General features: G+C 40.9%; 26 protein-coding genes, 1 other RNA gene and 1 riboswitch. Of the genes, 20 read left to right on the top strand and 7 right to left on the bottom strand.

Going from position 1 to position 25962, the window contains the following annotated elements; genetic code table 11:
* Positions 1-63: 63 nt before the first annotated feature.
* The 3 genes from NKR21_RS11190 to NKR21_RS11180 are packed head-to-tail and all read left to right on the top strand — an operon-like array spanning position 64 to position 1954.
* The gene (locus NKR21_RS11190) at positions 64-768 is read left to right on the top strand and encodes a DnaD domain-containing protein (protein ID WP_012010352.1); all 705 of its coding nucleotides are present in this window, start codon (positions 64-66) and stop codon (positions 766-768) included.
* Between the two features lie 17 nt (positions 769-785).
* The gene (gene nth / locus NKR21_RS11185; protein WP_012010351.1) at positions 786-1448 is read left to right on the top strand and encodes an endonuclease III; all 663 of its coding nucleotides are present in this window, start codon (positions 786-788) and stop codon (positions 1446-1448) included.
* Positions 1445-1954: a YpoC family protein gene (locus NKR21_RS11180; RefSeq protein ID WP_012010350.1), complete on the top strand. Its 510-nt coding sequence runs from the start codon at positions 1445-1447 to the stop codon at positions 1952-1954. The genes nth and NKR21_RS11180 overlap by 4 nt, the downstream gene beginning before the upstream one ends.
* A 34-nt stretch (positions 1955-1988) precedes the next feature.
* Here the strand turns inward: NKR21_RS11180 and NKR21_RS11175 are convergent, their stop codons facing one another.
* On the bottom strand, positions 1989-4700 hold the full coding sequence (locus NKR21_RS11175; protein WP_144457923.1) for a PBP1A family penicillin-binding protein: 2712 nt from the start codon (positions 4698-4700) through the stop codon (positions 1989-1991).
* A 37-nt stretch (positions 4701-4737) separates the two neighbouring features.
* The gene (gene recU, locus NKR21_RS11170; protein WP_012010348.1) at positions 4738-5355 is read right to left on the bottom strand and encodes a Holliday junction resolvase RecU; all 618 of its coding nucleotides are present in this window, start codon (positions 5353-5355) and stop codon (positions 4738-4740) included.
* 46 nt (positions 5356-5401) lie between these two features.
* Between recU and NKR21_RS11165 the strand changes: the two genes are divergently transcribed.
* The gene (locus tag NKR21_RS11165) at positions 5402-6358 is read left to right on the top strand and encodes a DUF2515 domain-containing protein (protein ID WP_012010347.1); all 957 of its coding nucleotides are present in this window, start codon (positions 5402-5404) and stop codon (positions 6356-6358) included.
* Between the two features lie 22 nt (positions 6359-6380).
* Here NKR21_RS11165 and sspM read toward each other — a convergent pair whose 3' ends face one another.
* Entirely contained in the window at positions 6381-6485 is a 105-nt protein-coding gene (gene sspM, locus NKR21_RS11160; protein ID WP_012010346.1) for an acid-soluble spore protein SspM, read from the bottom strand.
* A 196-nt stretch (positions 6486-6681) separates the two neighbouring features.
* On the opposite strand from sspM, the gene NKR21_RS11155 reads away from it, so the two are divergent.
* The 3 genes from NKR21_RS11155 to NKR21_RS11145 all read left to right on the top strand — a co-directional run bounded on the left by NKR21_RS11155 (position 6682) and on the right by NKR21_RS11145 (position 7903).
* The gene (locus NKR21_RS11155; protein WP_225970028.1) at positions 6682-6915 is read left to right on the top strand and encodes a YppD family protein; all 234 of its coding nucleotides are present in this window, start codon (positions 6682-6684) and stop codon (positions 6913-6915) included.
* A gap of 57 nt (positions 6916-6972) precedes the next feature.
* Positions 6973-7344 (top strand): YppE family protein, encoded by a 372-nt coding sequence (locus NKR21_RS11150; RefSeq protein ID WP_012010344.1) that lies wholly within the window; start codon positions 6973-6975, stop codon positions 7342-7344.
* Positions 7345-7450: 106 nt separating this feature from the next.
* Entirely contained in the window at positions 7451-7903 is a 453-nt protein-coding gene (locus NKR21_RS11145) for a YppG family protein (protein WP_012010343.1), read from the top strand.
* Between the two features lie 20 nt (positions 7904-7923).
* Here NKR21_RS11145 and NKR21_RS11140 read toward each other — a convergent pair whose 3' ends face one another.
* Entirely contained in the window at positions 7924-8343 is a 420-nt protein-coding gene (locus NKR21_RS11140; RefSeq protein WP_012010342.1) for an Hsp20/alpha crystallin family protein, read from the bottom strand.
* A 168-nt stretch (positions 8344-8511) separates the two neighbouring features.
* Here NKR21_RS11140 and NKR21_RS11135 point away from each other — a divergent pair, with 168 nt between their 5' ends.
* Positions 8512-9018, top strand: coding sequence for a PTS sugar transporter subunit IIA (locus NKR21_RS11135; RefSeq protein ID WP_144457921.1), 507 nt, complete (start codon positions 8512-8514; stop codon positions 9016-9018).
* A gap of 67 nt (positions 9019-9085) precedes the next feature.
* Here the strand turns inward: NKR21_RS11135 and NKR21_RS11130 are convergent.
* Both NKR21_RS11130 and NKR21_RS11125 read right to left on the bottom strand, forming a co-directional pair.
* A protein-coding gene (locus NKR21_RS11130) for an IS3 family transposase (protein ID WP_253602515.1) occupies positions 9086-10236 on the bottom strand; the annotation gives its coding sequence in 2 pieces (ribosomal slippage) (positions 9086-9963 and positions 9963-10236; 1152 coding nt in all).
* Positions 10237-10355: 119 nt separating this feature from the next.
* A complete protein-coding gene (locus tag NKR21_RS11125) occupies positions 10356-11474 on the bottom strand; it encodes an NADH-dependent flavin oxidoreductase (RefSeq protein ID WP_253602587.1) in 1119 nt (372 codons plus the stop codon).
* Between the two features lie 160 nt (positions 11475-11634).
* Between NKR21_RS11125 and NKR21_RS11120 the strand changes: the two genes are divergently transcribed.
* The 12 genes from NKR21_RS11120 (at position 11635) to pbuX (ending at position 24589) form a co-directional block, all read left to right on the top strand.
* Positions 11635-13881 (top strand): DEAD/DEAH box helicase, encoded by a 2247-nt coding sequence (locus NKR21_RS11120; protein WP_144457584.1) that lies wholly within the window; start codon positions 11635-11637, stop codon positions 13879-13881.
* A gap of 23 nt (positions 13882-13904) precedes the next feature.
* Positions 13905-15152, top strand: coding sequence for a ribonuclease H-like domain-containing protein (locus NKR21_RS11115; protein ID WP_144457582.1), 1248 nt, complete (start codon positions 13905-13907; stop codon positions 15150-15152).
* A 315-nt stretch (positions 15153-15467) separates the two neighbouring features.
* Positions 15468-15704, top strand: a complete 237-nt coding sequence (gene cotD / locus NKR21_RS11110) for a spore coat protein CotD (RefSeq protein WP_144457580.1) — start codon at positions 15468-15470, stop codon at positions 15702-15704.
* Positions 15705-15753: 49 nt separating this feature from the next.
* Positions 15754-16314 (top strand): SLOG family protein, encoded by a 561-nt coding sequence (locus NKR21_RS11105; protein ID WP_254109572.1) that lies wholly within the window; start codon positions 15754-15756, stop codon positions 16312-16314.
* 57 nt (positions 16315-16371) lie between these two features.
* Positions 16372-16677, top strand: coding sequence for a cell division regulator GpsB (gpsB, locus tag NKR21_RS11100; protein WP_012010336.1), 306 nt, complete (start codon positions 16372-16374; stop codon positions 16675-16677).
* Positions 16678-16737: 60 nt separating this feature from the next.
* Positions 16738-17121: RNase P RNA component class B (gene rnpB / locus NKR21_RS11095), an RNA gene on the top strand.
* A 110-nt stretch (positions 17122-17231) separates the two neighbouring features.
* Positions 17232-18386 carry a THUMP domain-containing class I SAM-dependent RNA methyltransferase gene (locus NKR21_RS11090; RefSeq protein WP_144457576.1) on the top strand — a complete coding sequence of 385 codons (1155 nt, stop codon included), beginning with the start codon at positions 17232-17234 and terminating at the stop codon, positions 18384-18386.
* Positions 18387-18492: 106 nt separating this feature from the next.
* A complete protein-coding gene (locus NKR21_RS11085) occupies positions 18493-18690 on the top strand; it encodes a hypothetical protein (RefSeq protein ID WP_088001047.1) in 198 nt (65 codons plus the stop codon).
* A 74-nt stretch (positions 18691-18764) separates the two neighbouring features.
* Complete coding sequence (locus tag NKR21_RS11080; protein WP_088001049.1) at positions 18765-20702, top strand: ATP-dependent DNA helicase; 1938 nt, start codon at positions 18765-18767, stop codon at positions 20700-20702.
* Between the two features lie 127 nt (positions 20703-20829).
* The gene (locus NKR21_RS11075; protein ID WP_144457574.1) at positions 20830-22335 is read left to right on the top strand and encodes a carboxypeptidase M32; all 1506 of its coding nucleotides are present in this window, start codon (positions 20830-20832) and stop codon (positions 22333-22335) included.
* A gap of 136 nt (positions 22336-22471) precedes the next feature.
* Positions 22472-22571: riboswitch (purine riboswitch) on the top strand.
* A gap of 117 nt (positions 22572-22688) precedes the next feature.
* Positions 22689-23273 carry a xanthine phosphoribosyltransferase gene (gene xpt, locus NKR21_RS11070; protein ID WP_003215672.1) on the top strand — a complete coding sequence of 195 codons (585 nt, stop codon included), beginning with the start codon at positions 22689-22691 and terminating at the stop codon, positions 23271-23273.
* Positions 23270-24589 carry a xanthine permease PbuX gene (gene pbuX, locus NKR21_RS11065; protein WP_144457572.1) on the top strand — a complete coding sequence of 440 codons (1320 nt, stop codon included), beginning with the start codon at positions 23270-23272 and terminating at the stop codon, positions 24587-24589. Before xpt ends, pbuX begins: the two co-directional genes overlap by 4 nt.
* 199 nt (positions 24590-24788) lie before the next feature.
* Here pbuX and NKR21_RS11060 read toward each other — a convergent pair whose 3' ends face one another.
* Positions 24789-25592: a polysaccharide deacetylase family protein gene (locus NKR21_RS11060; RefSeq protein ID WP_144457570.1), complete on the bottom strand. Its 804-nt coding sequence runs from the start codon at positions 25590-25592 to the stop codon at positions 24789-24791.
* Positions 25593-25962 lie beyond the last annotated feature (370 nt).

The raw sequence follows: 25962 nt of genomic DNA, 5'->3' as shown, positions 1-25962 counted from the left end.
AAACGTTTTTGAAGGAGCACGTGAAATAAAACGTGATATACTTAAAGTGAAGAGGTGTATCCGATGAATAGGCAGCAATTTATTAATATGCAGCAAATGGGGTCGACCAGTTTGCCTAATTTGCTGATTGCTCATTATGAGCAGTTAGGACTGAATGAATCACAAATGATGGTGATGCTTAAGATTAAAATGAATGAAGAACAAGGTGTGTTCTTTCAAACATTTGAAGAGCTTTCCCATGGGATGACCATTTCAGCTGAAGAGTGTGCGTATATGGTTCAGCATTTAATTCAAAAAGGATTTATTTCGATTCAGCCGTTTGAGGACGGGTCTGGTATTCAGCATGACCGTTACTCAGTTGAGCCATTATGGGGCGTGTTGTATGACTTTTTAGAGGCAAAACAAGCGAAGGAAGGTCAAAAACTCCATGTACAAGCTGAAAAGTCTTTATATGCTTTATTTGAAGATGAATTTGGCAGGCCGCTTTCTCCTCTTGAAGGAGAAACACTCTCCATCTGGATGGATCAAGACCATCATGATGCTGAAATGATCCGCCTAGCATTAAGAGAAGCGGTGTTATCAGGAAAATTAAATTTCCGTTATATCGACCGAATTCTGTTTGAGTGGAAAAAGAAAGGGCTGAAAACAGCGGAAGAAGCAAAAGAGCATAGCCAGCATTTCCGTTCTCAGCAAAAAGCGCCACCTTCAAAAGAAGAGGCGTCAACATATAAGCGACAAGTTCCTTTTTATAATTGGCTGGAACAATAACCAATAAAGGAGAAGTCATGTTATCAAAAAAACAAATCAATGAATGTTTAGATATTATAGGAGATATGTTTCCAGAAGCTGAGTGTGAGCTAGTTCATTCCAATCCATTTGAACTTGTGATCGCTGTGGCACTCTCAGCGCAGTGTACAGACGTGCTCGTCAACAAAGTGACCAAAACGTTATTTCAAAAATATAAAACACCAGAAGACTATTTAAGTGTACCACTTGAAGAATTGCAGCAAGATATTCGTTCGATTGGTCTTTATCGAAATAAAGCCAAAAATATTCAAAAGTTGAGCAAAATGCTAATTGAAGAATATGGCGGGGAAGTGCCTAAGGATCGGGATGAGCTTGTGAAGCTTCCTGGGGTGGGCCGAAAAACAGCAAATGTTGTCGTTTCGGTCGCTTTTGGGGTGCCAGCAATTGCAGTCGATACACATGTAGAACGTGTCAGCAAGCGACTTGGAATCTGCCGCTGGAAGGATTCTGTTCTCGAAGTAGAACAAACCTTAATGAAGAAGGTACCAGAAGAAGATTGGTCTGTGACGCATCACCGCCTCATCTTTTTTGGCAGATATCACTGCAAGGCCCAGCGTCCGCAGTGCGAATCTTGTCCACTTCTTGATATGTGTAGAGAAGGGCAGAAGAGGCTGAAAAAAGGGTTGGTGAAGCTGGCATGAGCGGGGTCGTTGTTTTTTCCTCATATGTCGAAAAACTAAAAGGGAAAAAGATAGAGTTGAAAGGTGAGCGAATGGACATCCTTAGAGAGCATCCACTCGCATATGATCTATCATCAGAACGTTTAACAGATGAGCTTCCATGGCAGAAAACAGAAGAATTTGTTCCTGTGATGTTCGAACTATGGAATGAATTAAAAGAAAAAATGCTTCCTCGTTTTGAAACAAGAAAGTCTCGGTGTGAAGAAGATGATATGCTGCAAGGGATTGTCAGTATGATTGCGGTGTTTTACTGGATCAAAGGGGAGAGAATTCAAACGCTTGAATGGGAACATATTAAGCAAGAGACATTTCCCGTTGCCCCTATTAATTGGACAGAACGTTTAGAGTTCATTCTGCTAAAACCAACTCAATATCACTGCTTTATTCAACTAGACGAGCTATACACAGAACTAAAAAAGCAGTATGGAAAATATGAAGCACTTAAAAAGATTAGACAAAAGCGTTAAAAAAGCACTTGCCACAGAGGCAAGTGCTTTTTCATTATTCATTTTCTTTTCGATTAGGAGAAGTTGATTGCGAACTTGAGCTTTGTGTGTTCGTTTTCGTATCATCTTTCTTTTTATCTTTATTGTCAGTTTGTGAGTTGCTGTTCCCATTTGTACTGTCTGAGCCATTATCGGAAGAACCATTATTTCCGTTTTCCGTATTTCCGCCTTGATCCTGATCTTTATCTTTGTCTTGATCTTTTTTATCATCTGGCTTTTGCTCATCAGTGCCTGGGGGTTGATTTTTGTTATCGTCAGTCTTGTCTGTCTGCTCGTCATCAGGCTGCTGCGGTTCTTCTTCTTTGTTCTCATCATCTGCTTTTTCTTCTTCATCTTCATCATCCTTGATGGTGAGGAAGGTAGAAGCTGCTTTACTTGTAACATCCTCTACAGTGGCTGTTACTTGGAATTTATAAGTAGAGCCAGGCTTCACATCAGAGATGACCGCTTCTTTAGCAGAACTGTTTTGAATGTCTTTATAGCCGCCGTTATCAACTGCTTGTTTTACATTAAATGTAGCATCTGCGTCGTCATCATAGCCCCAAGTCAGTGTGATGGATTTTTTCTCTTCATCATACACTGCTTTTAAGTCAGAAGGCTTATCGGCTTCTTTCTTTTCATATGTGTCAGACACTTTTGTCGGAACCGTTCCTTTTACAAAGTATTCTGTTGTCTTCTTATCGCTCGGTGTATTTGGTCCGGCTAATTTCGCTGGATCCGATCCTTTTTCAACCGTCGCTTCAACGACACTGTCTGGTTTTTCAAATGAGCCGCTTCCATCATCAATTTGAGAAATTAATCGCTGGAAGACGAGTTTGGCAACACGCTGCTCATAATCTGTGAGCCACATTTTGCCGTCCGCATCTTTTGAATTACCGATTCCAGTCCAAACGGCTGCTGTATATTGCGGCGTATAACCAACAAACCACGAATCTTTCGCACCGCCAGAAGGAATATTGTATTTATTAATATCATCTTGTGTAAAGTTCGTTGTACCTGTTTTACCAGCAACTTGAACGTTCGGTACTTGTGCAAGTGTACCAGTTCCAGATTGGACAGCAGTTTTTAGCATATCTGTGACCATAAAGGCTGTGTAGTCACTCATAGCCGCTTTAGAATCTGGTGTAAGGTCAAGCTTTGTACCGTCATTAAATTCAACAGACGTGACAGCATGCGGTTCGTTATAATATCCATTATTACCGAATGCACTAAAGGCCCCAGCCATTTTTAGAGAGGACACGCCATCGTCAAATCCACCGATTGAGTAAGACTCTGGAATGTCTGACGGTAAGTCCATACCTAAGTTGTTAGCAAATTGAACGGCATTGTCTGTGCCAGCTTCTTGGAAAGCCTTTAGGGCAGGGATGTTTCGTGATTGTGCCAAAGCACTTCTCATCGACATTTTCCCTAAATGTCTTCTGTCAAAGTTATTAATCGGTGTACCGTTTGAGTACGTATACGGCGCATCATCAATTTGCTGGTACGTTGACCATTTTTTGTTTTCAATGACAGGACCGTAATCTAAAATTGGTTTAATTGTTGAACCTGGCTGACGTTTTGCATCAGTTGCATAGTTAAAGCCGCCGGCTGGTACATCACGTCCACCGCCAATAGCTCGGATTTCACCATTTTTTGTATCAAGCAAGGTGACACCCGCCTGCATACCTTTCGTAAATCCAACAGAATCCCCATTGATAATATCATCTAGGTGATCCTGAGCTTTACGATCGAGTGAAGTATAGATTTTTAATCCATCTGTTGATACATCTACTTTGGCTTTTTTCTGTACTTCTTCCATGACTTCTTCAATATAAGCAGAGTACTTACTTGAGTTCTGGCTCTTATATTTATCAGCAGGCACTACGGTCTTTTTGACAGGGGTTGCTTTTGCCACTTCATAGTCTTTCTCAGAAATATAGCCTTGTTTTTTCATGAGGCCTAACACGATATTACGACGTTTTTCTGCTGCCTCAGGATTTTTCACTGGGTTATAAGCAGAAGGGCTCTGCGGCATACCTGCAAGTGTGGCAGCCTGTGCAACAGTTAGCTTATTTAAATCTGTCACGCCGAAAAATTGTTCAGCCGCTTTCCCAACACCGTAAGCATAAGGCGAGAAGAAAATGCGGTTTAAATACATTTCTAAAATTTCATCTTTAGAGTACTTTTGCTCAAGCTGAATCGAGAGCCATACTTCCTGTACTTTACGTTTTAACGTTTTTTGATTGGTAAGTAGAGTATTTTTCACAACTTGCTGTGTAATTGTACTTCCACCTTCAGCTCCAAAGCCGTCCTCAACGTTTGCGACAAGGGCACCGCCAATACGGATTGGATCAATCCCGTGGTGTTTATAAAAACGTGCATCTTCCGTTGCAATAAATGCTTCTTTTACCACATCGGGTATATCTTTAATCGAGACATACGTTCTTTTTTCCGCACCGACTTCTGCAAATACTTTTTTGTCTATGTCATAAAGCTTTGAAGAATAAGGTGTTTTGAGCTTACTATCATCAATTGAAGGAGCGCTTGATGCAAAAACGGCAAAAGTTGTGATTCCGGCCACTAGACATAGAAGACCGATCACGAGTAAAGATAAAAATATTTTTTTAAATAGACCTGCTTTCTTTTTGCCTTTTTTGTTCTTTTGCTTCTTATTGTTTTCTTGACTTGCTTTACGTCGCTGTTCACGACTTGTAAATTGATCAGACATCACATCTCAACCTTTCGTGTTAAACCTTTTTCGAACGTTATTGATACTCACTTTCATCCGAAAAATGAAGTGTCTCCACTACTTTAATATAATCAATTCTTGGCGAATATCCAAGTGTCATTAAGTGACCGGCTTCCATTAGTTCATCTTTACTAATGGATTTCCGGCCGTTTAGTTTCTGCCGTTCCCAGAAGAAAAAGAGATCTGAAGCGGGCAAATAATAAACGGAGCCAAATGCGGATATAATAACGAAACAAATACCGCCTTGCTTTTCAACCTGTTTCATATGCTCAATTTGATGTTCATGAAAATTTTTGAGCGGAAACGAGGTGGTGCTTTTGGTTTCCTTTGCTTCAAAATCGATATAGCGCCCTCTGTACACTCCATTATAGTCTGTTGTGGATGATTGTTTAAAATAGGCTTCTTTGATCACAGCAGCGCTTCTTTTTGGATAATCCACGTTCACAATTTGAACGGGGGTAGGCTTTTTATGAATGACTGCGATCCCGTTGACCAAATAGTACTGGTTGGTTTCGTTTAAGTCAGCCTCAAGAGTCATCCCGCGGTTACTATAAGAGGATTCGCCGCTAATTCGTTTTTTTGTCCCAATTGGTTGAATGGGCTGATACGATTTTCCGTTTGGATACCGAATCATCAAGTTTCAGCCTCCTTTTAATGCATTTTGTATTGGAGAGATACTTATGTTGTCACAAGAAGAGCACATCATCACTCAGCATATATTGCGTGAAACGAAAGTGAAAAATAAAGACAACCTGACGAGGACAAATGCTTACAAGCGCTTTTATGATCGTCATCCAGAGATGAAATGGTCGCTGCTTGCTTCCTTTGTCTCGAGAAATGCTGGATGGTCTATGACGGATCTAAAGGGCGAGCTCTTCCATCCAGGTTTAACAGATCAAGAGGGGCACCTTTTTTTCACAGCATATGAAAGAGCGAATTGGCTGATCTTTTCAGATGCTTACCCCCAGCTTCTTTTGTATGAATGGTCTAAGCGGTGCGGCAAACCTTTGTTCCATCTGCTTCCGTATTTTTCTGTCTCTCGTTTTATGAGCACTGAGTGGGAACGTTTTTGGCTAAAGCGTGACACAGAGCGTCTACTTTATGCACTCATCATAAATGAACAATATACTATACAATCTCCTATTATACAAAATCCTCTTCTGAAAAAGAATGTTTTTCACTCGATTCAATATCTGTTTAGCGAGTGGGGACATTTTCAAACCGTTGTTTTCCCAACGGTTGACGGGCATTTGTACGGGTTAACCATACGGAAGTTTTCCAACGTAAAAGAGCGTATTACATTAGGGAAAAAACTAGCGAAACTATTATTTCGGGCCGATTTATTTTCGGATTTTTATCATTTTTTGCATACTGTTCCGCATACCGGATCACGGTTTGATTTTGAGCCGTTTTTAGGGATCGCTAGAAGGTCAACACCTTTTCTTCGAACTGTTTATCCAGTGATGACACATTCATTAGACGATCAAAGAGAAGATTGGTTTCAAAAGAAATTGAGCCCAACTTTGTTTGATGAAGAGACGTTACCAAAACAAATTGAACTGACCGACTGGTATTTTCATAAAAAAAGACAGCTGCGTTTTCTTTTCTCATTAGAGCACTATTTTTTGCATAAATAAAAAGCAGGGGGTACCTGCTTTTTTACGTAGATGGTCGATTAGGACCGCCAAGCTTTTTATCAAGCTGATCTGTACTGTTTTCTTTCCCTTTTGGCTTTTGCTCTTTTGGTGCTGGCTGCTTTTTCATGAAATCTACCTCCTTTGTCCTTAGAATTTACACAATCGGACGCAATCATACAAAGAAGGACAAGCAGATGTCGAAAAGGAAGAAATAGCGCTCATCTACACATAGATTGGCGATTTGCTTCTAGTTTTGTCATGTGTGAAGGAGGGTGTGAAAGAAAAGAGAATGTAACGAGAGACGATAAAGGAGGAATCTGATGATGAGCGAATTTGTATCAAAAGAATCCATTTTGCAGTTATTAGAGGAAATCGAACGAAAAATTGATGCGGTGGAAGAAGAACTATCTCTTGCTGTGAATGAAACAACACGAATAGCCATAGAAGAGCAAGAGCAAATGATAGACCGGCTTGAATCGGAAGTAAAGGACTGTGAAGGGAAGATTCACGTAGCTGAGTATCAACTGGCGGCAAGACCGGCATACCACGCAGGGTAGCTTTCTATTTGAGCAATAAGTAAACGTTTGATAGGATGGTTCATAGAGGTGAACACTTTGGATAATCAAACATTACTTGAACATACACAAAACTTGAGAATATGGATCGAAGAGGCGTATGAGCAGTACCAAAAGGGAAAGGCTGAAGAGGAATACCCTGTTTATGATTTTCACACAGACATTCAGCCAGCCGTTGAGACATTTGATCAGAAAATGAAAGAGTGGCTCACTGCTGCGATCTCGTTTATTCATCTGGCGAAACCTAGATATTTACACGAAGAACAGCTTGAAGCCGTCAAAGAAAATGGGAAAGAAGTTGTCCTGCAATCTTATTTTGGCAAACAGCATGCACCCCGTGTGAAAAATTTAGTTGAGTCAGTGATTTACACTCTGAACCTTTTAATAGAAGAAATTAACAAGCGCAGCTGAAGATATGGCTGCGTTTTTCTTATTGCTGCTTTAGGCACATCTTCTGTTTCTCATCATAATATATGAGTGACAAGACTATGCGCTGAGAGCGAGAGGAGCGAGATATATGATCCCTTATTCAAACCAGCAGCCTTATGAATTCAATCCATTCAATCAAGGGCCTTTTCCGTATCCAGAAATGCAGCAACAGCCTCCGCAGCCTCCAGAATATTTCATGCCGCCGCATCAAGGTGCCATGAGCCAGGCATCACCTGCTGTCTATCAGCCGCCTTATGGATACCAAGAAAATGTGCCGCCTTTTCAGCCGCCCGAAGCGATCAATCAGCCCCAGATGCAGCCATCAGGCATGATGCCCATGCAGCAGCCTATGAACCCTTATCCTTTGCCAAGACCGCAAAAACAGCAATCATCTCAATTTAAAAGTGTACTATCGCAATTCAAAAAAACGAATGGACAATTCGATTTTAACAAAATGTTTGATACAGCTGGGCAAATGATGAGTACAATGAATCAAGTAGGCTCATTAGCGAAAGGATTTACGAGCATTTTTAAAGCATAGTGAAAACCCAATAGAAGGATCTATTGGGCTCTTTGCTTTGGTGCCGTCACACGAAGCGTTTGATCTTTCCACACGCTTTTCATGTTCGTCTCATCTATTTTTGCCGGCATTAAAATGGTTTTTGTAAAGCTCGAATACGAGGAAGCTGTATCCGTTTTGATTGTTTCTTGCACGGATAAGTGTAAATATTGGGCTTTTACTTCTAGTGCGATATCGCCTTCGACAAAATGGTCGGGAAATTGGATTGCGATATACACAAACTGCTCATCCTCTGTCACATCGGTCGTAATCGATGCAAGAGAATGAGATGTGGTCATGAGCGCCTCCGCACTATTTAATATCTCATGAAACGGGGAGGATGCGAAAAATTGTTCAATCGCTTCATAGAGAATATCTTCATTAGCCAGCAATTCATGTTTCTTTTCGCCTTCATGTTTCATTTGGAATCACCTCTTATCTACAGCCTATGCAGAAAGGACTCAGGCGGTTATCAATTGATGAGAGGAAAAAATTATGATTAAATAGTGTTGAATGAAGCAAGGTGTATGAGCGCAGCGTTTCATACACGGAATAGATCTAGAAGCAAAGCTTGAAGGGAGCAATTGACATTGCTGAAAAAATTATTCGGTTTCGGGAAAAACCAAGATGATGTAAAGGAAGAAATCATTTATTCTCCAGCTGATGGAGAGTTAATGGATATGACGGATGTACCAGACCCTGTTTTTTCTCAAAAGATGATGGGAGACGGCGTAGCAGTCAAACCAAATAGTGGCACAATTGTGTCACCAGTAGAGGGTGAAATCATTCAGCTCTTCCATACAAAACATGCAATTGGCATTCGAACACTCTCAGGGCTTGAGCTTCTGATTCATATCGGACTTGAAACAGTGGGATTAAATGGTGAAGGATTTGAAGCGCACATCAAAGAGGGAGATAAAGTGAAGATCGGTGACCCTCTCATTACGTGTGATTTAGAACTGATTGAAGAGAAAGCGGCAAGCACAGTGACGCCGATTGTCATTATGAATGGTGACTTGATCGAGCAACTCTATAAAGAACCAAAGGGAACTGTTGAAAAACAGACATCTAAGCTTTTTACCGTTAAGTTAAAATAATAGAAAAAAAAACTACCCAAATGTATGGGGACTGACCCCCGTTTTTGAGACAGGAATCAAAACACCTTTATACAGCCAATTGCCGATAGTTTATCGGTGATTGGTTGTTTAGTTTCGTTTGAATACGAATGTTGTTATAATAATAAATGTATTCTTTGACAGTGCGTTCTACGATGGTGGTCGTAGTACGATCAATCCTGTTAAGATAGAACGTTTCAGACTTTAGTGAGGAATGAAACGATTCGACGGAGGCATTATCAGCGGGCGTCCCTTTACGGGACATGCTCATGGTAATGCCTTTTATATGAACAGCTTTTTGATACTCGTAAGATGTATACACAGAACCTTGATCGCTATGTAACACGCAATTCTCAGGCAGTGCTGGGAGCTGATTAAGTGTGTTTAAGATAAAGTCTGTGTCCTGCTTATCACCAATCGTAAAAGCAATCACTTCTCCATTATATAAATCCAATATACTGGAAAGGTACAATTGTTTCTGTCCATAAGGCAAATACGTGATGTCCGTTACTAATTTTTCAAGAGGGCGATCAGACTGAAAATTCCGATCCAGTATATTACCGGCTACGGCATAAGGCTGCCCATTCTTCTTACGCTTTTTCATTTTAACCCGGCATTGCCACTGGTTTTTCTGCATGATACGTTGAACAGTTTTATGGTTAATACGCATTCTCATTTTTAGTATGGCTGTGATTTTCCGATAACCATATCGATATTTGTGCTTTCGGCACAACGTGCCGACCTGTTTCTCTAGTTGTCTTTTAGAATGAGTCTGAGTCAAATCCTTTTTCCATCTATAATACGAAGTACGTAAGATACCTAAATGGACACAGATGTCCTGTACCGTCATCGTTTTGCACAATTCTTCTACGAGTTTGATTGACGTTTCCTTATCAACTTCCTTTCCAATTCGTTGTACTTTTTTAAAACTTCATTCTGTTGACTCAAATAGCGATTTTCTGCCTGTAGTCTCTCTAATTCAGAAGAGTACTCGGGACCCTTTCCATAGGTATATTGTTTTCCAACAGGTTGTTCGAACCTGTGTGTATCCCCAGCTTTATGCCATCTCACCCATGTCTGAACCTGCGTCTTATTCTTGATATTCAATTTCTGCATGATCTCTTTCATAGGTACGCCTGCCAACCTCATTTCCACAGCCTTCTGTTTGACTTCAACCGGATAACTCACTCTTGTCCCCATAGAAAAAACACCTCCATGTTTTATTTCGGATCACAACGATCCTTTTTCAAACTTGAAGGTGTTTTTTATTTGTCTCATCTTATGGGGTCAGTTCCATGAGGGTAGTTTTTTTGATGACATTAATCTTCCATCGGAACCCAGCCTTTACTCGCTTCCATAACAGACCACAATCCTTCTGGAATCAAATACTGACCTTTTTGGCTTCGTTTAATGACAGTTTCAATCTCGCTTTCTCTGCCTTCTTTAATCTTCTTTGCCCAATCTGGGTCGACGATCAGTTCACGTGCGACAGCGATAAGCGGAATTCCTTGGTTATAGGCACTTAGTGCATCTTCGGCTGTAATGACGCTGCCTACACCGATGAGCGGAAGAGTATCGCCACAGCGATCTTTGAGCAGCTCCATACGCGTCTTATCCGTATCTGCACCGCGTCTTGCTTTAGAGTCAATCTCCATTAAAGAGATATGCAAATAATCAAGGTTTTTCGTTTTAAGAACATCGACTAAGGTAAACGTCTCTGTCATCGTTAAACCAGGCGTTTCTGGTTCTTCAGGGGATAATCGATATCCAAAGATAAACGGTTTTGTCGCATGCTTTTCGATTGCTTCTTTTACTGCATCCACAACAGCGATAGGGAAAGCTAGACGCTTTTCTTCATTTCCTCCCCACTGATCTGTCCGCTGATTGCTATGCGGGGAGTAAAATTGCTGTAATAGATAACCGTTTGCACCGTGGATTTCCACACCGTCAAATCCTGCTTCGACCGCTCGTCTTGTCGCTTCTTTAAAAGAGTCAATAATATGGACAATTTCCTCTTCTTTTAAAGAACGTGCCATCTGTTTTCCATCTTTAAACACGTCACTTGGCGCAACCACATCACCATTTGGAACTAGGTGAGGGAGAGCCTGAGAGCCGCCGTGATGAATTTGAATGATGGCTTTTGTTCCCTTTGCCTGAATCGCAGAAGCTAGTTTTTTCAGGCCAGGTATATCTTCATCTCTTGCGATAGAAGGCTGTCCTTCAAATGCCTTACCATCTGGAGTCACGTTCGCACATGCTGTGATCACCATGCCCATATCACTAGATCTAGCTGTAATGAAATCAATTTCCTCTTTAGAAATAGTGCCATCCTCGTGAGAACCGAAGTGTGTCATTGGCGCAACAACTAACCGGCCATCAATCGACGCACCTCCTGGAAACGTAAATGGTTCAAATAAAGGCTTAAATTCGTTTTTCACTCTCATCATCTTCTTCCTTGATAAAATCATTTCACTATAGAAGTGTAATAGATACTGTTACAACACTTCAAAGTATTTGCTCATAAGCTCCGTATCAAAAAATTGCCGCCTAGTCATGCAAACAAATATTCGGTACACTATGTAAGAGAGGTGATGCGATATGAAAAAGAAAACAATGAACGAACTCATAGAAGAATTAAAAAAAGATGCACAGGTAGAACATTGGCATGAAATTGAAGCGAAGCCTGCACAGACCTCTCCGTTGCCTAAAAGAGTGAATGAAAAGCTGAAAAAGGCGCTTGAGAAACGAGGCGTGAGTGAACTCTACATTCATCAAAAGGAAGCTTTTGAACGTGTGATGGACGCGGAGCATGTCGTAACTGTCACACCAACAGCTTCAGGTAAAACACTTTGCTACAACCTGCCAGTCCTTCAGTCGATCGTTGAAGATCAGACAAGTCGCTCCCTTTATTTATTCCCAACAAAAGCGCTCGCACAAGACCAAAAGAGTGAACTTAACGAGATCATCCACGAGATGGATGTTCCGATTCATAGTGAAACATATGACGGGGATACCTCTCCTGCCATTCGGCAGCGAGTCAGACAAGCAGGACACATTGTCATCACAAACCCAGATATGCTACATTCAGCCATTTTGCCTCATCATACAAAATGGGTCAGCTTGTTTGAGAATTTGAAGTATATTGTCATAGATGAGCTGCATACATATCGAGGCGTATTTGGTAGTCATGTGGCGAATGTGATTCGCAGGTTAAAACGAATTTGTGCATTTTATGGAAGTGATCCGATTTTCATTTGTACGTCCGCAACAATTGCGAATCCAAAAGAGCTTGCGCAGCAGCTAACGGGAAGCAAGATGCATTTGATTGAGCGGAACGGGGCACCTAGCGGTAAAAAGAATTTTGTGTTTTACAATCCGTCAGTTGTGAATAAACCACTAAATATTAGACAAAGTGCCGCCACTGTCGTTAATCAACTCGCTAAAACTTTTTTAAAGGAAAAAATCCAAACGATTGTTTTTGCTAGAAGCAGAGTAAGAGTTGAAGTGATTTTAAGTCATATTCAAGAGCTAGTGAAAAAAGAGATCGGTCCAAAATCAATTCGTGGATATCGCGGAGGCTATTTACCAAAAGAGCGGCGCGTGATTGAAAAAGGATTGAGAGAAGGAGACATTCTAGGTGTCGTCAGTACGAACGCACTTGAATTAGGTGTGGATATAGGTCAGCTCAAGGTTTGTATCATGACCGGGTATCCTGGCAGTGTAGCGAGTACATGGCAGCAGGCAGGCCGTGCTGGAAGACGTCATGAGGAAGCACTCATTATAATGGTGGCAAGTTCCTCACCCCTTGACCAATATATTGTCAGACACCCTGAATATTTCTTTAATAGACCGCCTGAAGCTGCCAGAATTAACCCAGAAAACCTCATTATTTTAGTGGATCATTTAAAATGTGCATCCTACGAGCTTCCGTTTCGGGAGGATGAACAGTTTGGCGACATGGACGTAGAAGAGATTTTGCAATACTTACATGAGGAAGGCGTTCTCCATTTTAGCGGGAATCGGTATTATTGGTCAGATCAGTCATTCCCGGCACATGGCATCAGCCTCCGGTCTGCAAGTCAGGAAAATGTCGTGATTGTGGATCAATCAGATGTGGCGAATGTTCGGATTATTGGCGAGATGGACCGTTTCAGTGCGATGACGCTGCTCCATGATGAGGCCATTTATTTACACGAAGGGGTTCAGTATCAAGTGGAAAAGCTAGATTATGAGCATCTGAAGGCTTATGTGAAACAAGTAGATGTAGAATACTATACAGATGCGAATTTAGCTGTTCAACTTAAGGTACTTGAAATCGATCAGACGACAGAGAAAGAAGCTGTATCTGTTCACTTCGGTGATGTGACTGTCAACGCAATGCCTACAATATTTAAAAAAATCCGTCTGAGTACTGGTGAAAATATCGGGTCTGGACCGATTCACTTACCAGAAGAAGAAATTCATACGAGTGCGGCTTGGTTTGAATTACACGAGGCAGAGCGGAGATTTGAAGAGAAGACACTTGAACAGCTCCTACTAGGCATCGCAAATGTTCTTCAGCACATTGTACCTGCTTTTGTCATGTGTGACCGTTCTGATATTCATGTGGTTTCACAAATTAAAGCGGCACATACCGGAAAACCGACGGTCTTTTTATATGACCATTACCCTGGCGGAATCGGTTTAAGTAAGGAAGTACAAGCTCGTTTCGATGAAATAGCAGGCGCAGCCATTCAGCTCATTGAGCGGTGCCGCTGTGAAAATGGCTGTCCATCCTGCATTGGCATGGAAATGAAAGAGGTCAACGGAAAAAGGAGCATTGTTGAATTGATGTCCGTATTTTAAGAGAAAGGAGGGGACATCTGCTCATGTCTTTAAAAGGGAAATTAAACAGAATGAAAAAGCATCTATCGCACAATCAGCCACAAGAAAACCGGCAGAAAACATCAGAAGGACAACCTCAGCCTGTGACTTCAGAAAATATACCATTTTTAAAAGAATGGGAAGCATTAGGTGTGTCGCCTTATCATTTTGAGGATTCCTTTTGTCTGATTCGGGAAGTCACCTATTCATTAGATGATCAGCATGGGCGCTATTCGTTTGCGGAGCTGCCGAAAGTCATTGAGCAATGGAACGAAAGCGGCATCCAGCATTCGCTATCGGCTAAAGGGTACGAGCCGCACGAGCTGTTTTTCTTTGATACTGAAACAACAGGATTATCTGGCGGTACGGGAAATATGATCTTCTTGCTTGGACACGCACGTGTCTTTTCTGACAAAGTGGTGGTGAAACAGCATCTGCTCACCAATCCAGGAAATGAAGTGGCTCTTTACAAAAGCTTTCTAGATGAAGTAAATGTTGAATCGCTAGTTACATATAATGGTAAATCATTTGATTGGCCGCAAGTGAAAACGAGACATACACTTTTAAGAGATCAAATTCCAGCACTTCCTGAATTCGGCCATTTTGATCTTTTGCACGGATCTAGACGATTGTGGAAGCATAAATATGAACGGATGGCGCTATCTGTTGTGGAAAAGGAAGAGCTGCACGTGCAGCGTGAAAACGACACGCCTGGGTTTTTGGCACCGATGATTTATTTTCATTTTTTAAAGGAACAAAACCCGAAGCTGATTGAAGGAATCTTGACTCATAATGAATTAGACGTCTTATCGTTAATCAGTCTCTACATTCATCTATCCAAAAAAATACTATCTGTGGATGCAGTAAAGGAACACAATGAGAAGTATGCGCTCGCTAGGTGGCATCTTGCTCATCGGGATGTACAGGAAGCAACAAAGCATTTGCAGGAATTAACGAATGCTGATTTTGAGCATGCGAATCAGGCGTCTTATGATCTTTCATTGCAATATAAACGACAAAAGAAGTGGGAACAAGCGGTTCAAATATGGTGGGAATTATTTGCATCAAGCGATGTCCATTTAGCATTAAAAGCGGGTATAGAGCTTGCGAAGTATAAAGAACATCGTGAAAAAGATGCAAGATCAGCTCTTTCTGTCACTGAATCGTTATTATCATTCTCCTCGTTAAGTCAGCGGGAAACTGAAGAACTTGAAAAGCGAAAAAAACGGCTTTTGAGGAAAGCTGGGCAATAAACATTATTGCCCGGGAAAGCGCAAAACATGACAACGTTCGGCTCTCGGCCGAAAATAAAAATTGTTTAGCACTTTTATTGTAGAAAAGTCACGAATCCTGTAAAATAACGTTAGATATTGAATGAGGAGCGTAGAGCATGTATAAGGGTCTTTTCTACTTGTTTTTTCTTGTTGTCATTTTGGTTGCTTTTGTGTTTTCAAACTATAAGGATGTTTTCCTTGCAAACTTTTAAAATAGGTTAATGCATTAGTACATGTACACCCCTTAATTCATACATTGTTAATGTAAGAAAATTAAGGAGAGGGGAATGCTACATGTACCATCATCATCATTGTCACCCGAATGTTACACAGCCAATTGTTCATCCGACGAATCATTGCTGTACACACAGTGATTCCACAACAATTGTGCCGCATATCCATCCGCAACATGTGACAAATGTTCACCATCAAAATTTCAAACATGTTCACTACTTCCCGCATACGTTTTCTCAGGTGGACCCGGCAACACATCAACACTTTAACTGCGGTGGACCTTGCTGTAACAGATAAAGTGGAAAGGGACTTTTATAAGTCCCTTTTTTTAAAAGCAGGTGAAAAAATGAAAATTATTGCTGTCACAGGGTACAAGCCATTTGAGCTTGGAATATTCAAACAAGATGAGCCTGCACTTCAATACATAAAAGCGGAGCTTCAAAAAAGGCTGACGGCTTTGATTGAAGATGGACTGGAGTGGGTTGTCATATCAGGCCAGCTTGGGGCAGAAATATGGACAGCCGAAGTGGTATTTGAGCTTCAAGAGGAGTATCCAGCGTTAAAACTTGCTGTCATTACGCCATTTTATGACCAGGAAGAGCGCTGGAATGAACAAAACAAAGAGTTGTATGAAGGAATTCTTGCACAGGCCGATTTTGTAGAAAGTGTCACGCATAGACCATATGAAAGTCCGGCACAATTTAAACAAAAGAACCGTTTTTTTATTGAAAAAACAGATGGACTCCTCGCTCTGTATGATCCGGAACATGATGGCTCGCCAAAGTACATGATCAAAGAAGCGGAAAACTATACCGATTACCCCATTATGTACATCACAATGGATGATTTGAGAGCGCAAGTTGAGGCGGAAGATCCGTTTTTTGATGAAAAGCAAGAGAAAATTTGACAACGTCACGTATTTCTGAAAAAATATACTATGAATTCACGATATGAGGTGAAAAAGATGCTTGCTGATAAAGTAAAGCTTTCTGCGAAAGAAATTTTAGAAAAAGAATTTAAAACAGGTGTCAGAGGATACAAACAAGAAGAAGTCGATAAATTTTTAGATATGGTCATTAAAGACTATGAGACATTCAACCAAGAAATCGAAAAGCTTCAACAAGAAAACCTCCATTTGTCTAAACAGCTTGAAGAAGCCGTTGAGCAAGGGAAAAGACAGCCTGCACAGTCTAATACAACAAACTTTGATATTTTAAAAAGACTATCTAACCTTGAGAAACACGTTTTCGGAAGCAAACTTTATGATTGAGCCTTGCTGAAAAAGCTTGTGCCTCATGTCATTGTCGTTTATAATAACGCTTGTTGATTAACGTTCGGGTAATCGCTGCAATGCATTTAGACATTGCAGAGGAAAGTCCATGCTCGCACGGTGCTGAGATGCCCGTAGTGTTCGTGCCTGGCGAAAAGATAAGCCAGGGCAGCCTGGGAAAGGCTGACGGCAGGAAAAATGCCTACGTCCTTTTAGGATATGGCAAAGTATCCTTGAAAGTGCCACAGTGACGAAGTCTCACTAGAAATGGTGAGAGTGGAACGCGGTAAACCCCTCGAGCGAGAAACCCAAACTTGGTAGGGGAACTTTCTCAAAGGAACCAAACGGAGAGAAGGACAGAGTATTCTGTAGATAGATGATTACCACCTGAGTACGAGGCATTTGCCGTTTGCAGTACAATGGAACAAAACATGGCTTACAGAACGTTATATCCGTTATTATAAACATGATGAAAACAAAGCTCTCCTATTTCAACATATGGAGAGCTTTTATCTTGGAATACATAAAAGGACGAGAAAACAGGTGATAAATCAATGAAAACCTATACACTTATCGCAACGGCTCCAATGGGGATTGAAGCGATTGTTGCAAAAGAAGTAAGAGACCTTGGCTACGATTGTACAGTAGACAACGGAAAAGTGATTTTCGAAGGGGACGCTCTTGCGATTTGCCGTGCGAACCTTTGGCTGCGTACAGCAGACCGAATAAAGGTACAAGTCGCTGAATTTTCGGCAAAAACATTCGATGAGCTGTTTGAAAGCACAAAGGCGATTGACTGGGCTGCATTTTTACCGAAAAACAGCACGTTCCCAGTCATCGGTAAATCTGTGAAATCACAGCTTGCCAGTGTGCCGGATTGCCAGCGTATCGTCAAAAAGGCGATCGCGCAAAAGCTTATATCCTCTTACAACATACAGTCTGAATGGCTTGAAGAAACAGGGCCTGAGTATAAAATTGAGGTTGCCCTTTTAAAAGATAAAGCTGTCTTCACGCTTGATACATCTGGTGTAGGTCTTCATAAACGGGGGTACCGCATGGATCAAGGCGGAGCACCTATTAAAGAAACCCTTGCGGCTGCACTCGTGCTATTAACGAACTGGACACCTGACCGTCCGTTTGTTGATCCCTTCTGCGGATCAGGAACAATCGCTATTGAAGCGGCCATGATTGGACAAAACATCGCCCCAGGGTTTAACCGAGATTTTGCTTCAGAGTCATGGGAATGGATTGGTGAAGACGTATGGAACAAAGCGCGTCACGAAGTGGAAGAAAAAGCAAACTATGATCAGCCGCTCCACATTATTGCAAGTGATATCGACCACCGGATGATAGACATTGCCAAAATGAATGCGGAAGAAGCAGGACTCAGCGAATTGATTGAGTTTAAACAAATGCAAGTGAAAGACTTTCAAACAAAAGTAGATTACGGTGTGATTGTCGGAAATCCGCCTTATGGAGAACGACTCAGTGACAAACCAGCTGTTGAAAAAATGTATCAAGGAATGGGCGAAGCATTTAAAAGCCTAGACACATGGTCCATTTATATCTTAACGTCACACGAAAAGTTCGAAGAGTGCTTTGGTAGAAAAGCAACGAAAAAGAGAAAACTGTTTAATGGTTTTATTAAAACAGACTATTACCAATACTGGGGAAAACGCCCACCTAGAAAACAGACAACTGAATCATAAAAAATGGCCACACCTACAGAAGGTGTGGCTTTTTTTACCCGAGAAAGGTATAAACCTTCATGGGACGGAATAAACTGAACTTGATTTTAAAAAAAGAGGTGTCTCTATGATTCAATATGATCAATTTCAGTTAATCCAAAAAGCACTCGATTCGACTGCTCAAGAAATGAAAGGGCAAGAAGGTGGACAATCTACTCAGCTAACTGCAGCCATTGAAGATTTAGCGCTTGCTCAGGCATACATAGAGCGATCTGAGCATGCTTTTTTAATGAAAGAAACGTATCAACATCGTTTGCGGTCATAAAAAATATTGTCATTCCCCAGCATAAATGTTACTATAGAATGTCTGAATGATTCAAAAGTTGGGGGTTGAAGCAGGTGACAGCATCTCGTTTGCCTTTTTCATTATCAAAAGAACATAATTTTTACGAAGAACTGGGCAACTGGATTGGTGATGTGTTCTATGACATTTTGCCAGAAAAGGGCTTTGATCTTCGAGATGAACAAATATTTATGGCTTTTCAATTAGAAAGAGCCTTTAAAGAAAAAAGTGTGATGTTTGCCGAAGCTGGGGTAGGCACAGGCAAAACCATCGTTTATCTATTATTTGCGGTCACATATGCAAGGTATACAGGGAAACCAGCGATTATTGCATGTGCAGACGAAACGTTAATTGAACAGCTAGTGAAACAAGAGGGTGATATCTATAAAATTGCCAATCACCTTGATATTCAAATAGATGCGAGATTAAGTAAATCGCATGATCAATATTTATGCTTAAAGAAATTAGAGAAAACCATGCAGCGTGAAGATGATGAGAAGTGGCTCGATATTTATGAATCGCTTCCTTCGTTTGTTCATGAATCACATGGGATGCAGAACTTTTATCCGTATGGTGATCGGAAGGAGTACCCAGAGCTATCCAATGATGAATGGTCACGTATTGGCTATGACTCGTTTCAGGACTGTTTGACGTGTGATATGCGTCATCGCTGTGGTTTGAATTTATCAAGAGATCATTACCGGAAAGCAACAGACCTCATCATCTGTTCTCATGATTTTTATATGGAGCATGTGTGGACAAAGGAATCCCGCAAACGCGAAGGTCAGCTTCCGCTGCTTCCAGAACATAGTTCCGTTGTATTTGATGAAGGCCACCTTCTTGAATTTGCCGCGCAAAAAGCACTGACATACCGCGTGAAGCAATCCATGCTCGAAACCTTTTTAGAGCGCCTGCTTCAAAACGATATACGTGAGGAATTTGCCGAACTTGTTGAAGATGCACTTGCTACAAACGATGAGTTCTTCTATCTCTTAAAAACACATGCCAAAGAAATCAAGGGCTCACATCGACTTGAAATTGGACGTGTGGATGAGGTGAAGCGTTCTGCAAGTGAATTGTGTGATTTACTTGAAAAAATCGGAGAAGCACTCGTATTTGAATCAGAGATGTATACAATCGATCAATACGAATTGTCTGTTGTAGAAGAGTACATTGAACAAATGGCGTATTCTCTGTCACTTTATCAAAAAAATGCCATTAGCTGGCTTGAAAAACAAGAATTAGATACAACATTTGTTGTGATGCCAAAGACTGTCGCAGAGGTGCTTGGTGAAAAGGTATTCTCGCAAAAAAGACCATACATTTTCTCTTCTGCTACATTGTCTGAAAATCAATCCTTTGATTATTTAGCTGAAAGTCTTGGGATTAAAGATTACTTATCAATGAGTGTCGCTTCGCCGTATGATTACGATGAACAAATGAAGATTTATTTCCACGGGATTCAGCAGCTTCAAGAGCAAGAAGCAAAAGGACAGCAAGTGATCACTCAGCTGAAAGATAATGGGGGACGATCTCTCATTTTGTTCCCTTCATTTGATGAACTTCATTTCTTTAGAAAGCAGCTTGAGGCATCGAATGAATCACTGCCTTTCGACGTGTACTTTGAGGGAGACGAAGAAATCAGTACAATTGTTCAAAAGTTCCAAGCAGATGAGACATCTGTGTTATGCTCTGTTCACCTTTGGGAAGGGCTGGATATTCCAGGACAATCATTAACAAATGTGGTCATCTGGGGACTTCCATACCCGCCTCATGATCCGGTATTTGAGGCGAAACGGAATGAAGCAAAGGATGCTCGTGCTGAAGTCGACCTTCCGTATATGCTACTGCGCTTGCGACAAGGTATTGGAAGACTGATTCGGACAAGCCAAGATGCAGGAACCATTCATATTTACTTTGACCATAAGGAAAATGCAGAGCTTCAAAGTAAAATTGAATCCGTTCTGCCAGTGAAGCCAATCATTACATCCTAAATCATATATAACGAGAAAAGAGAGGAGGATACCATCTGCGTATCCTCCTTTTTCATTGACAAAAGAACATTCCTTGAAGTAGCCTTGAAACGTACATACATATTTTATCGATTGGGGGAACAAACGTATGAGTCTTGAAGCACAAGAGAAAGCGTTTTATCAATTACTAGGAAAAATCGCCCACTATACGGAGGCGCTCCATTTACTTTACTGGGACTCTAGAACACAGGCGCCTAAAAAAAGCGCCGATTTCAGAGCTGAAACGATCGGACAATTATCAAGTGATATTTTTAATATGAAGACTTCTGATGAAATGAGAGATCTTCTTGACGCATTAAATAAACACCGAGATGAGCTGTCAAAAGATACACAAAAGGCGCTCGAATTATCACAAAAAGAGTATGATGAAAACAGCAAAATTCCGAAAGAAGAATTTAAAGAATACTCGATTTTACAATCAAAAGCAGAGCATGTCTGGGTAGAAGCAAGGGAGAAATCAGACTTTTCCCTCTTTGCACCATACTTAAAACAGCTCATTGATTTTAACAAGCGTTTTATTCAATATTGGGGCGTGAAAAAAACACCATATGATGTGCTGCTCAATAACTATGAGCCAGATATGACGGTTGAACAGCTCGATCAAAAGTTTGGTGCACTTCGTGATGCCATTGTTCCTCTCGTGAAAAAAATCGAAGCCTCTCCTCATAAACCGGATACTTCATTTTTAACGAAAAGTTTTCCGATCGACAAACAAAAGGAACTGAGTCTTTTCTTCTTAAAAGAATTAGGGTATGACTTTGATGCAGGACGTCTGGATACAACAGTACATCCATTTGCTGTGACATTGAGCAGAGGGGATGTTCGTGTGACGACCCGTTATGATGAGCATGATTTTCGGATGGCGATTTTTGGCACGATTCATGAGTGTGGTCATGCCATCTATGAGCAAAACATTGATGAGGCGCTGAGCGGAACGTTATTATGTGATGGCACATCAATGGGGATCCATGAATCACAGTCTCTTTTCTTTGAGAATTTTATTGGCAGGCATGAAGACTTCTGGAAAACGTATTATCAAAAGCTTCAAGAAGCGTCTCCTGAGCAGTTTAAAGATGTCTCTTTGGAAGCATTTGTGCATGCAGTGAATGAATCGAAGCCAACTTATATTCGAATTGAAGCAGATGAGCTTACATACCCGCTTCACATTATCATCCGCTATGAAATTGAAAAAGCGATATTCAATGAAGAAGTGGCGGTTGAAGACCTGCCTGCACTGTGGAATGAAAAATATAAAGCATATCTTGGCATTACGCCTCCTAATGATGCACTTGGCATCTTGCAGGATGTTCACTGGTCTGATGGTAGCTTTGGATATTTCCCTTCATATGCCCTTGGTTATATGTATGCGGCGCAACTAAAGAACCAAATGATCAAAGATTTACCGAATTTTGATGAGTTGATTCAAAATGGGTCTTTTGCACCGATAAAAGAATGGCTCACAACTCATGTTCACCAGCATGGAAAACGCAAAAAGCCTTCTGAAATCATTCAAGATGCGACTGGTGAGGAATTAAATGTGCAATATTTAATCGATTATTTAACTGATAAATATACGAAACTGTATTTGTCTTAAATAAATGGCACCCTTTCCTCAGAAGGGTGCTTTTTTGATGCTTGAATATTCTAAAAACGAACGTTTTGATCTTATCTATTATTTAAGTTCGGTATTTTTCTAGAAAAGTGCTTTCCAAGCGTCTGAAATCTTGTTATAATTTGAACACTATAACACTCATATAATCGCGTGATGATGGCACGCAAGTTTCTACCGGACACCGATACTGTCCGACTATGAGTGAGCAAATGAAACAGCTCTTGTTTGAGTTGAAGATCCGTGGATCGTTTTCGCATTGCTTGCTCCTCATGGACAGCAATGCTTTTTTTATGCGAAAAATGAAAATGTTTGCCAATATGCTGGGAGGAAGAATGATGGAATTGTTACGTCAAAAAATTGAGAACGAAGGAATCGTTCTGTCAAATCAAGTGTTAAAGGTAGATGCCTTTTTAAATCATCAAATTGATCCTGTCTTAATGCATGAAATCGGGCAAGAGTTTGCTAGATTATTCAAGCATGATGGCATTACAAAAATTATCACAATCGAGTCTTCAGGTATTGCACCTGCTGTGATGGCCGGACTAGCTCTTCAAGTACCCGTTGTTTTTGCTCGAAAACGTCAATCACTAACACTAACAGAAAACCTATTAACAGCGAGTGTGTACTCTTTTACAAAAAAAGTAGAAAGTACGATCGCTGTCTCAAATACGCATCTCGGTGAAAAAGATTGTGTATTAATCATCGATGACTTCTTGGCGAACGGTGAAGCCGCTAAAGGACTTGCCGCAATAGCAAAGCAGGCGAAAGCAAAAGTAGCGGGATTTGGTATTGTCATTGAAAAGTCATTCCAGCCAGGAAGAGATGCGCTTGTTCAAATGGGCTACCGCGTCGAATCCCTTGCACGTATTGAATCACTTGAGGAAGGAAAAGTCACGTTTGTACGAGAGGTACAATCATGAGTGCTGCTAAAAAAGCGAAAACACTCTCGCTAGGGATTCAGCATGTGCTGGCGATGTATGCTGGTGCCGTTCTTGTACCACTCATTGTGGGAGATGCACTTGGCCTCACACCTGCACAGCTGACTTACTTAATTTCGGCAGATATTTTTATGTGCGGGGCTGCCACGCTTCTTCAAGTATGGAAAAACCGTTTCTTTGGTATCGGTTTGCCAGTTGTATTAGGATGTACGTTTACTGCAGTTTCTCCTATGATTGCGATTGGTTCTAAATACGGGATTTCGTCTATCTATGGAAGTATTATCGCTTCGGGGTGTATCATCATTCTGCTTTCCTTTTTCTTTGGGAAGCTTGTGAAATTTTTCCCACCTGTCGTGACAGGGTCTGTCGTCACCATTATTGGGATAACCCTTATTCCAGTAGCGATGAATAATATGGCAGGAGGAGAAGGAAGTGCTGATTATGGTTCTTTTGAAAATCTAGGCCTCGCTTTCCTTGTGCTGTTTATCATTGTGTTGCTCTATCGATTCACAACTGGCTTTATGAAGGCGATCGCCATATTAATCGGTATTCTCCTTGGGACAGCCGTTGCTGCATTTATGGGGAAAGTGGAAACAGCTGAGGTGGCGAATGCGCAAGTTTTTCGCATGATTGAACCATTTTATTTTGGCATGCCTACCTTTGAATTTGCACCGATTATGACGATGACGTTAGTTGCGATTGTGTCATTAGTCGAATCAACAGGTGTTTATTTCGCATTAGGTGATTTAACAAACCGTTCATTAAAAGAGAAAGACTTAGCGAAAGGCTATCGCGCAGAAGGGATTGCTGTGTTATTAGGTGGTATCTTTAATGCTTTTCCTTACACAGCCTACTCGCAAAACGTTGGGTTGATCCAGTTGACAGGGGTCAAGAAAAATCAAGTCATCGTTGTGACAGGCGCATTGCTCATGTTATTTGGACTTTTTCCTAAAATTGCTGCATTTACGACGATTATTCCAAAGTCAGTTCTTGGCGGCGCAATGGTAGCCATGTTTGGGATGGTCATTGCCTACGGTATTAAAATGCTCTCGCGTGTGGATTTTGCCAAACAGGAAAACCTACTCATTGTTGCATGCTCAGTGGGGATCGGCTTAGGTGTCACTGTTGTGCCGCAAATGTTTGAGCATCTGCCAGAATCAATCAAATTATTAACAAGTAATGGCATCGTGGCCGGCAGCTTTACCGCTATTTTGCTTCATATTATTTATCACATGATTCCTTTTAAAAAAGAAAGCGGGCATGACCTGGTAGAAGAACCTAAGCAATCTGCTATGTAAACCCCTCTCTTGGAGAAGGGGTTCAGATTATGGACAAAGAGCTAAAATGACCTTTTATTTTAGCTCTTTGTCTTCTTTTTAGCTTGATAAAAAACCTTTGAAGCCCTAGGATTCTGAGAAGGAGCGTGTGAGGATTTGTCTACAAGCTGAAAGCCCGCATCTTTTGGATACGGGCTTTTGCTTTTTGTGATTAGCACTATTAATGTTGTACCGGCGGCATTGTTTCGTTAATGACTGCAAATGTATAGCCCCTTGCTTTTAGCTGTATAATTAGGCTATCTAAATAGTTTGTGGTAGAGGGTTGATCATGCATTAAAATAACTTTTGGTTCCCATGGTTTATTTTTCTCAAACATTTGCAATTGATTCAATACCTCTGGAACATATTGTGAGTTTTTATATCTCCAGTCAAGGCTATCAATCGTCCAGTCCCAGTAAATAAAGCCACTTTGGTTTAAACGTACTTTTTGATGATATGTTAAATTTGGAACACTGCCATAAGGGGTTCTCACAAGACGACTGTAGACACCTGTAACAGAGGCAAGAATACGCTGAGCTTCTCTCATTTCATTTACAGGAGACTCGCTGTTCTGATAAAAGAGATTTTTATCATGCGTCATGCCATGAAGACCTAATTGATGTCCTTCTTGATAAAGTCTTTTCACAGCTGATTGGTGTGCTTGGATTTGCGGTCCAAGCATAAAGAACGTCGCCTTCACGTGATGTGCTTTTAATACATTTAACAGCTGATTTGATGTAGCAGAAGGACCATCATCAAATGTTAAAAAAACCGTTTTATTCATTGCCTGTTGGTTTGGGTTGGTCTTAAAATGTGTATCCAATGTTCTTGTAGACTGATCTTTTGCTTGCCCATTTGTCGCCTGCAAATGGGGTTTAGACATATCCCAGCTAAAAAAGAGAAACAGTGTAAGAAGCACTAAACCAATTACCTTTGAGAGAAGTATCGTGTTGTAGGGTGTCTTTTTTGGGGAAACCTTTTTCATGATAATCACTCCAGTCAATTAAATTTTGAGCCGAATCATGTTGTCGATTCTTTCCTTTTTCACTGTTTTTCTTGGTGCTCATATTGATTAAGTATATAGTGGGAAAAATCCTTTTGTATAGAAAATTCAAATAAATTAGAAATTTATGGTTGTTACTTTGTATTGATCAGCAAAAAAGGTGACATCGAAACGTTAATATGTATACGCTAAGATAGCAGCAGATTTGACCATTAACTCGAAGCGAAAAAGAGGTTCCGTATGAAAGTGTTGTATCATGATGATTTCATTAAAAGGGTACTCATGGAAGGTGTGGGTGCCTACGGTCTGAACACTCCTCTTTTAGAGGTGTTTTTTTGCATAAAAAAGCAGG

The sequence above is a fragment of the Bacillus sp. 1735sda2 genome (genome assembly GCF_024159245.1).
Lineage (GTDB): Bacteria > Bacillota > Bacilli > Bacillales > Bacillaceae > Bacillus > Bacillus pumilus_O.
This window is presented reverse-complemented; position numbering and strand designations above follow the sequence as displayed.

Excerpts from the sequence above, each read along its gene's own strand:
- pbuX (WP_144457572.1), top strand. The coding sequence starts at position 23,270 with ATGAGTGCTGCTAAAAAAGCGAAAACACTCTCGCTAGGGATTCAGCAT.
- recU (WP_012010348.1), bottom strand. The coding sequence starts at position 5,355 with ATGATTCGGTATCCAAACGGAAAATCGTATCAGCCCATTCAACCAATT.
- NKR21_RS11155 (WP_225970028.1), top strand. The coding sequence starts at position 6,682 with ATGAGCGAATTTGTATCAAAAGAATCCATTTTGCAGTTATTAGAGGAA.
- NKR21_RS11105 (WP_254109572.1), top strand. The coding sequence starts at position 15,754 with ATGAAAATTATTGCTGTCACAGGGTACAAGCCATTTGAGCTTGGAATA.
- xpt (WP_003215672.1), top strand. The coding sequence starts at position 22,689 with ATGGAATTGTTACGTCAAAAAATTGAGAACGAAGGAATCGTTCTGTCA.
- NKR21_RS11145 (WP_012010343.1), top strand. The coding sequence starts at position 7,451 with ATGATCCCTTATTCAAACCAGCAGCCTTATGAATTCAATCCATTCAAT.
- NKR21_RS11060 (WP_144457570.1), bottom strand. The coding sequence starts at position 25,592 with ATGAAAAAGGTTTCCCCAAAAAAGACACCCTACAACACGATACTTCTC.
- cotD (WP_144457580.1), top strand. The coding sequence starts at position 15,468 with ATGTACCATCATCATCATTGTCACCCGAATGTTACACAGCCAATTGTT.
- NKR21_RS11120 (WP_144457584.1), top strand. The coding sequence starts at position 11,635 with ATGAAAAAGAAAACAATGAACGAACTCATAGAAGAATTAAAAAAAGAT.
- NKR21_RS11090 (WP_144457576.1), top strand. The coding sequence starts at position 17,232 with ATGAAAACCTATACACTTATCGCAACGGCTCCAATGGGGATTGAAGCG.
- NKR21_RS11075 (WP_144457574.1), top strand. The coding sequence starts at position 20,830 with ATGAGTCTTGAAGCACAAGAGAAAGCGTTTTATCAATTACTAGGAAAA.
- NKR21_RS11115 (WP_144457582.1), top strand. The coding sequence starts at position 13,905 with ATGTCTTTAAAAGGGAAATTAAACAGAATGAAAAAGCATCTATCGCAC.
- sspM (WP_012010346.1), bottom strand. The coding sequence starts at position 6,485 with ATGAAAAAGCAGCCAGCACCAAAAGAGCAAAAGCCAAAAGGGAAAGAA.
- NKR21_RS11165 (WP_012010347.1), top strand. The coding sequence starts at position 5,402 with ATGTTGTCACAAGAAGAGCACATCATCACTCAGCATATATTGCGTGAA.
- NKR21_RS11085 (WP_088001047.1), top strand. The coding sequence starts at position 18,493 with ATGATTCAATATGATCAATTTCAGTTAATCCAAAAAGCACTCGATTCG.
- NKR21_RS11175 (WP_144457923.1), bottom strand. The coding sequence starts at position 4,700 with ATGTCTGATCAATTTACAAGTCGTGAACAGCGACGTAAAGCAAGTCAA.
- gpsB (WP_012010336.1), top strand. The coding sequence starts at position 16,372 with ATGCTTGCTGATAAAGTAAAGCTTTCTGCGAAAGAAATTTTAGAAAAA.
- NKR21_RS11140 (WP_012010342.1), bottom strand. The coding sequence starts at position 8,343 with ATGAAACATGAAGGCGAAAAGAAACATGAATTGCTGGCTAATGAAGAT.
- NKR21_RS11180 (WP_012010350.1), top strand. The coding sequence starts at position 1,445 with ATGAGCGGGGTCGTTGTTTTTTCCTCATATGTCGAAAAACTAAAAGGG.
- nth (WP_012010351.1), top strand. The coding sequence starts at position 786 with ATGTTATCAAAAAAACAAATCAATGAATGTTTAGATATTATAGGAGAT.
- NKR21_RS11190 (WP_012010352.1), top strand. The coding sequence starts at position 64 with ATGAATAGGCAGCAATTTATTAATATGCAGCAAATGGGGTCGACCAGT.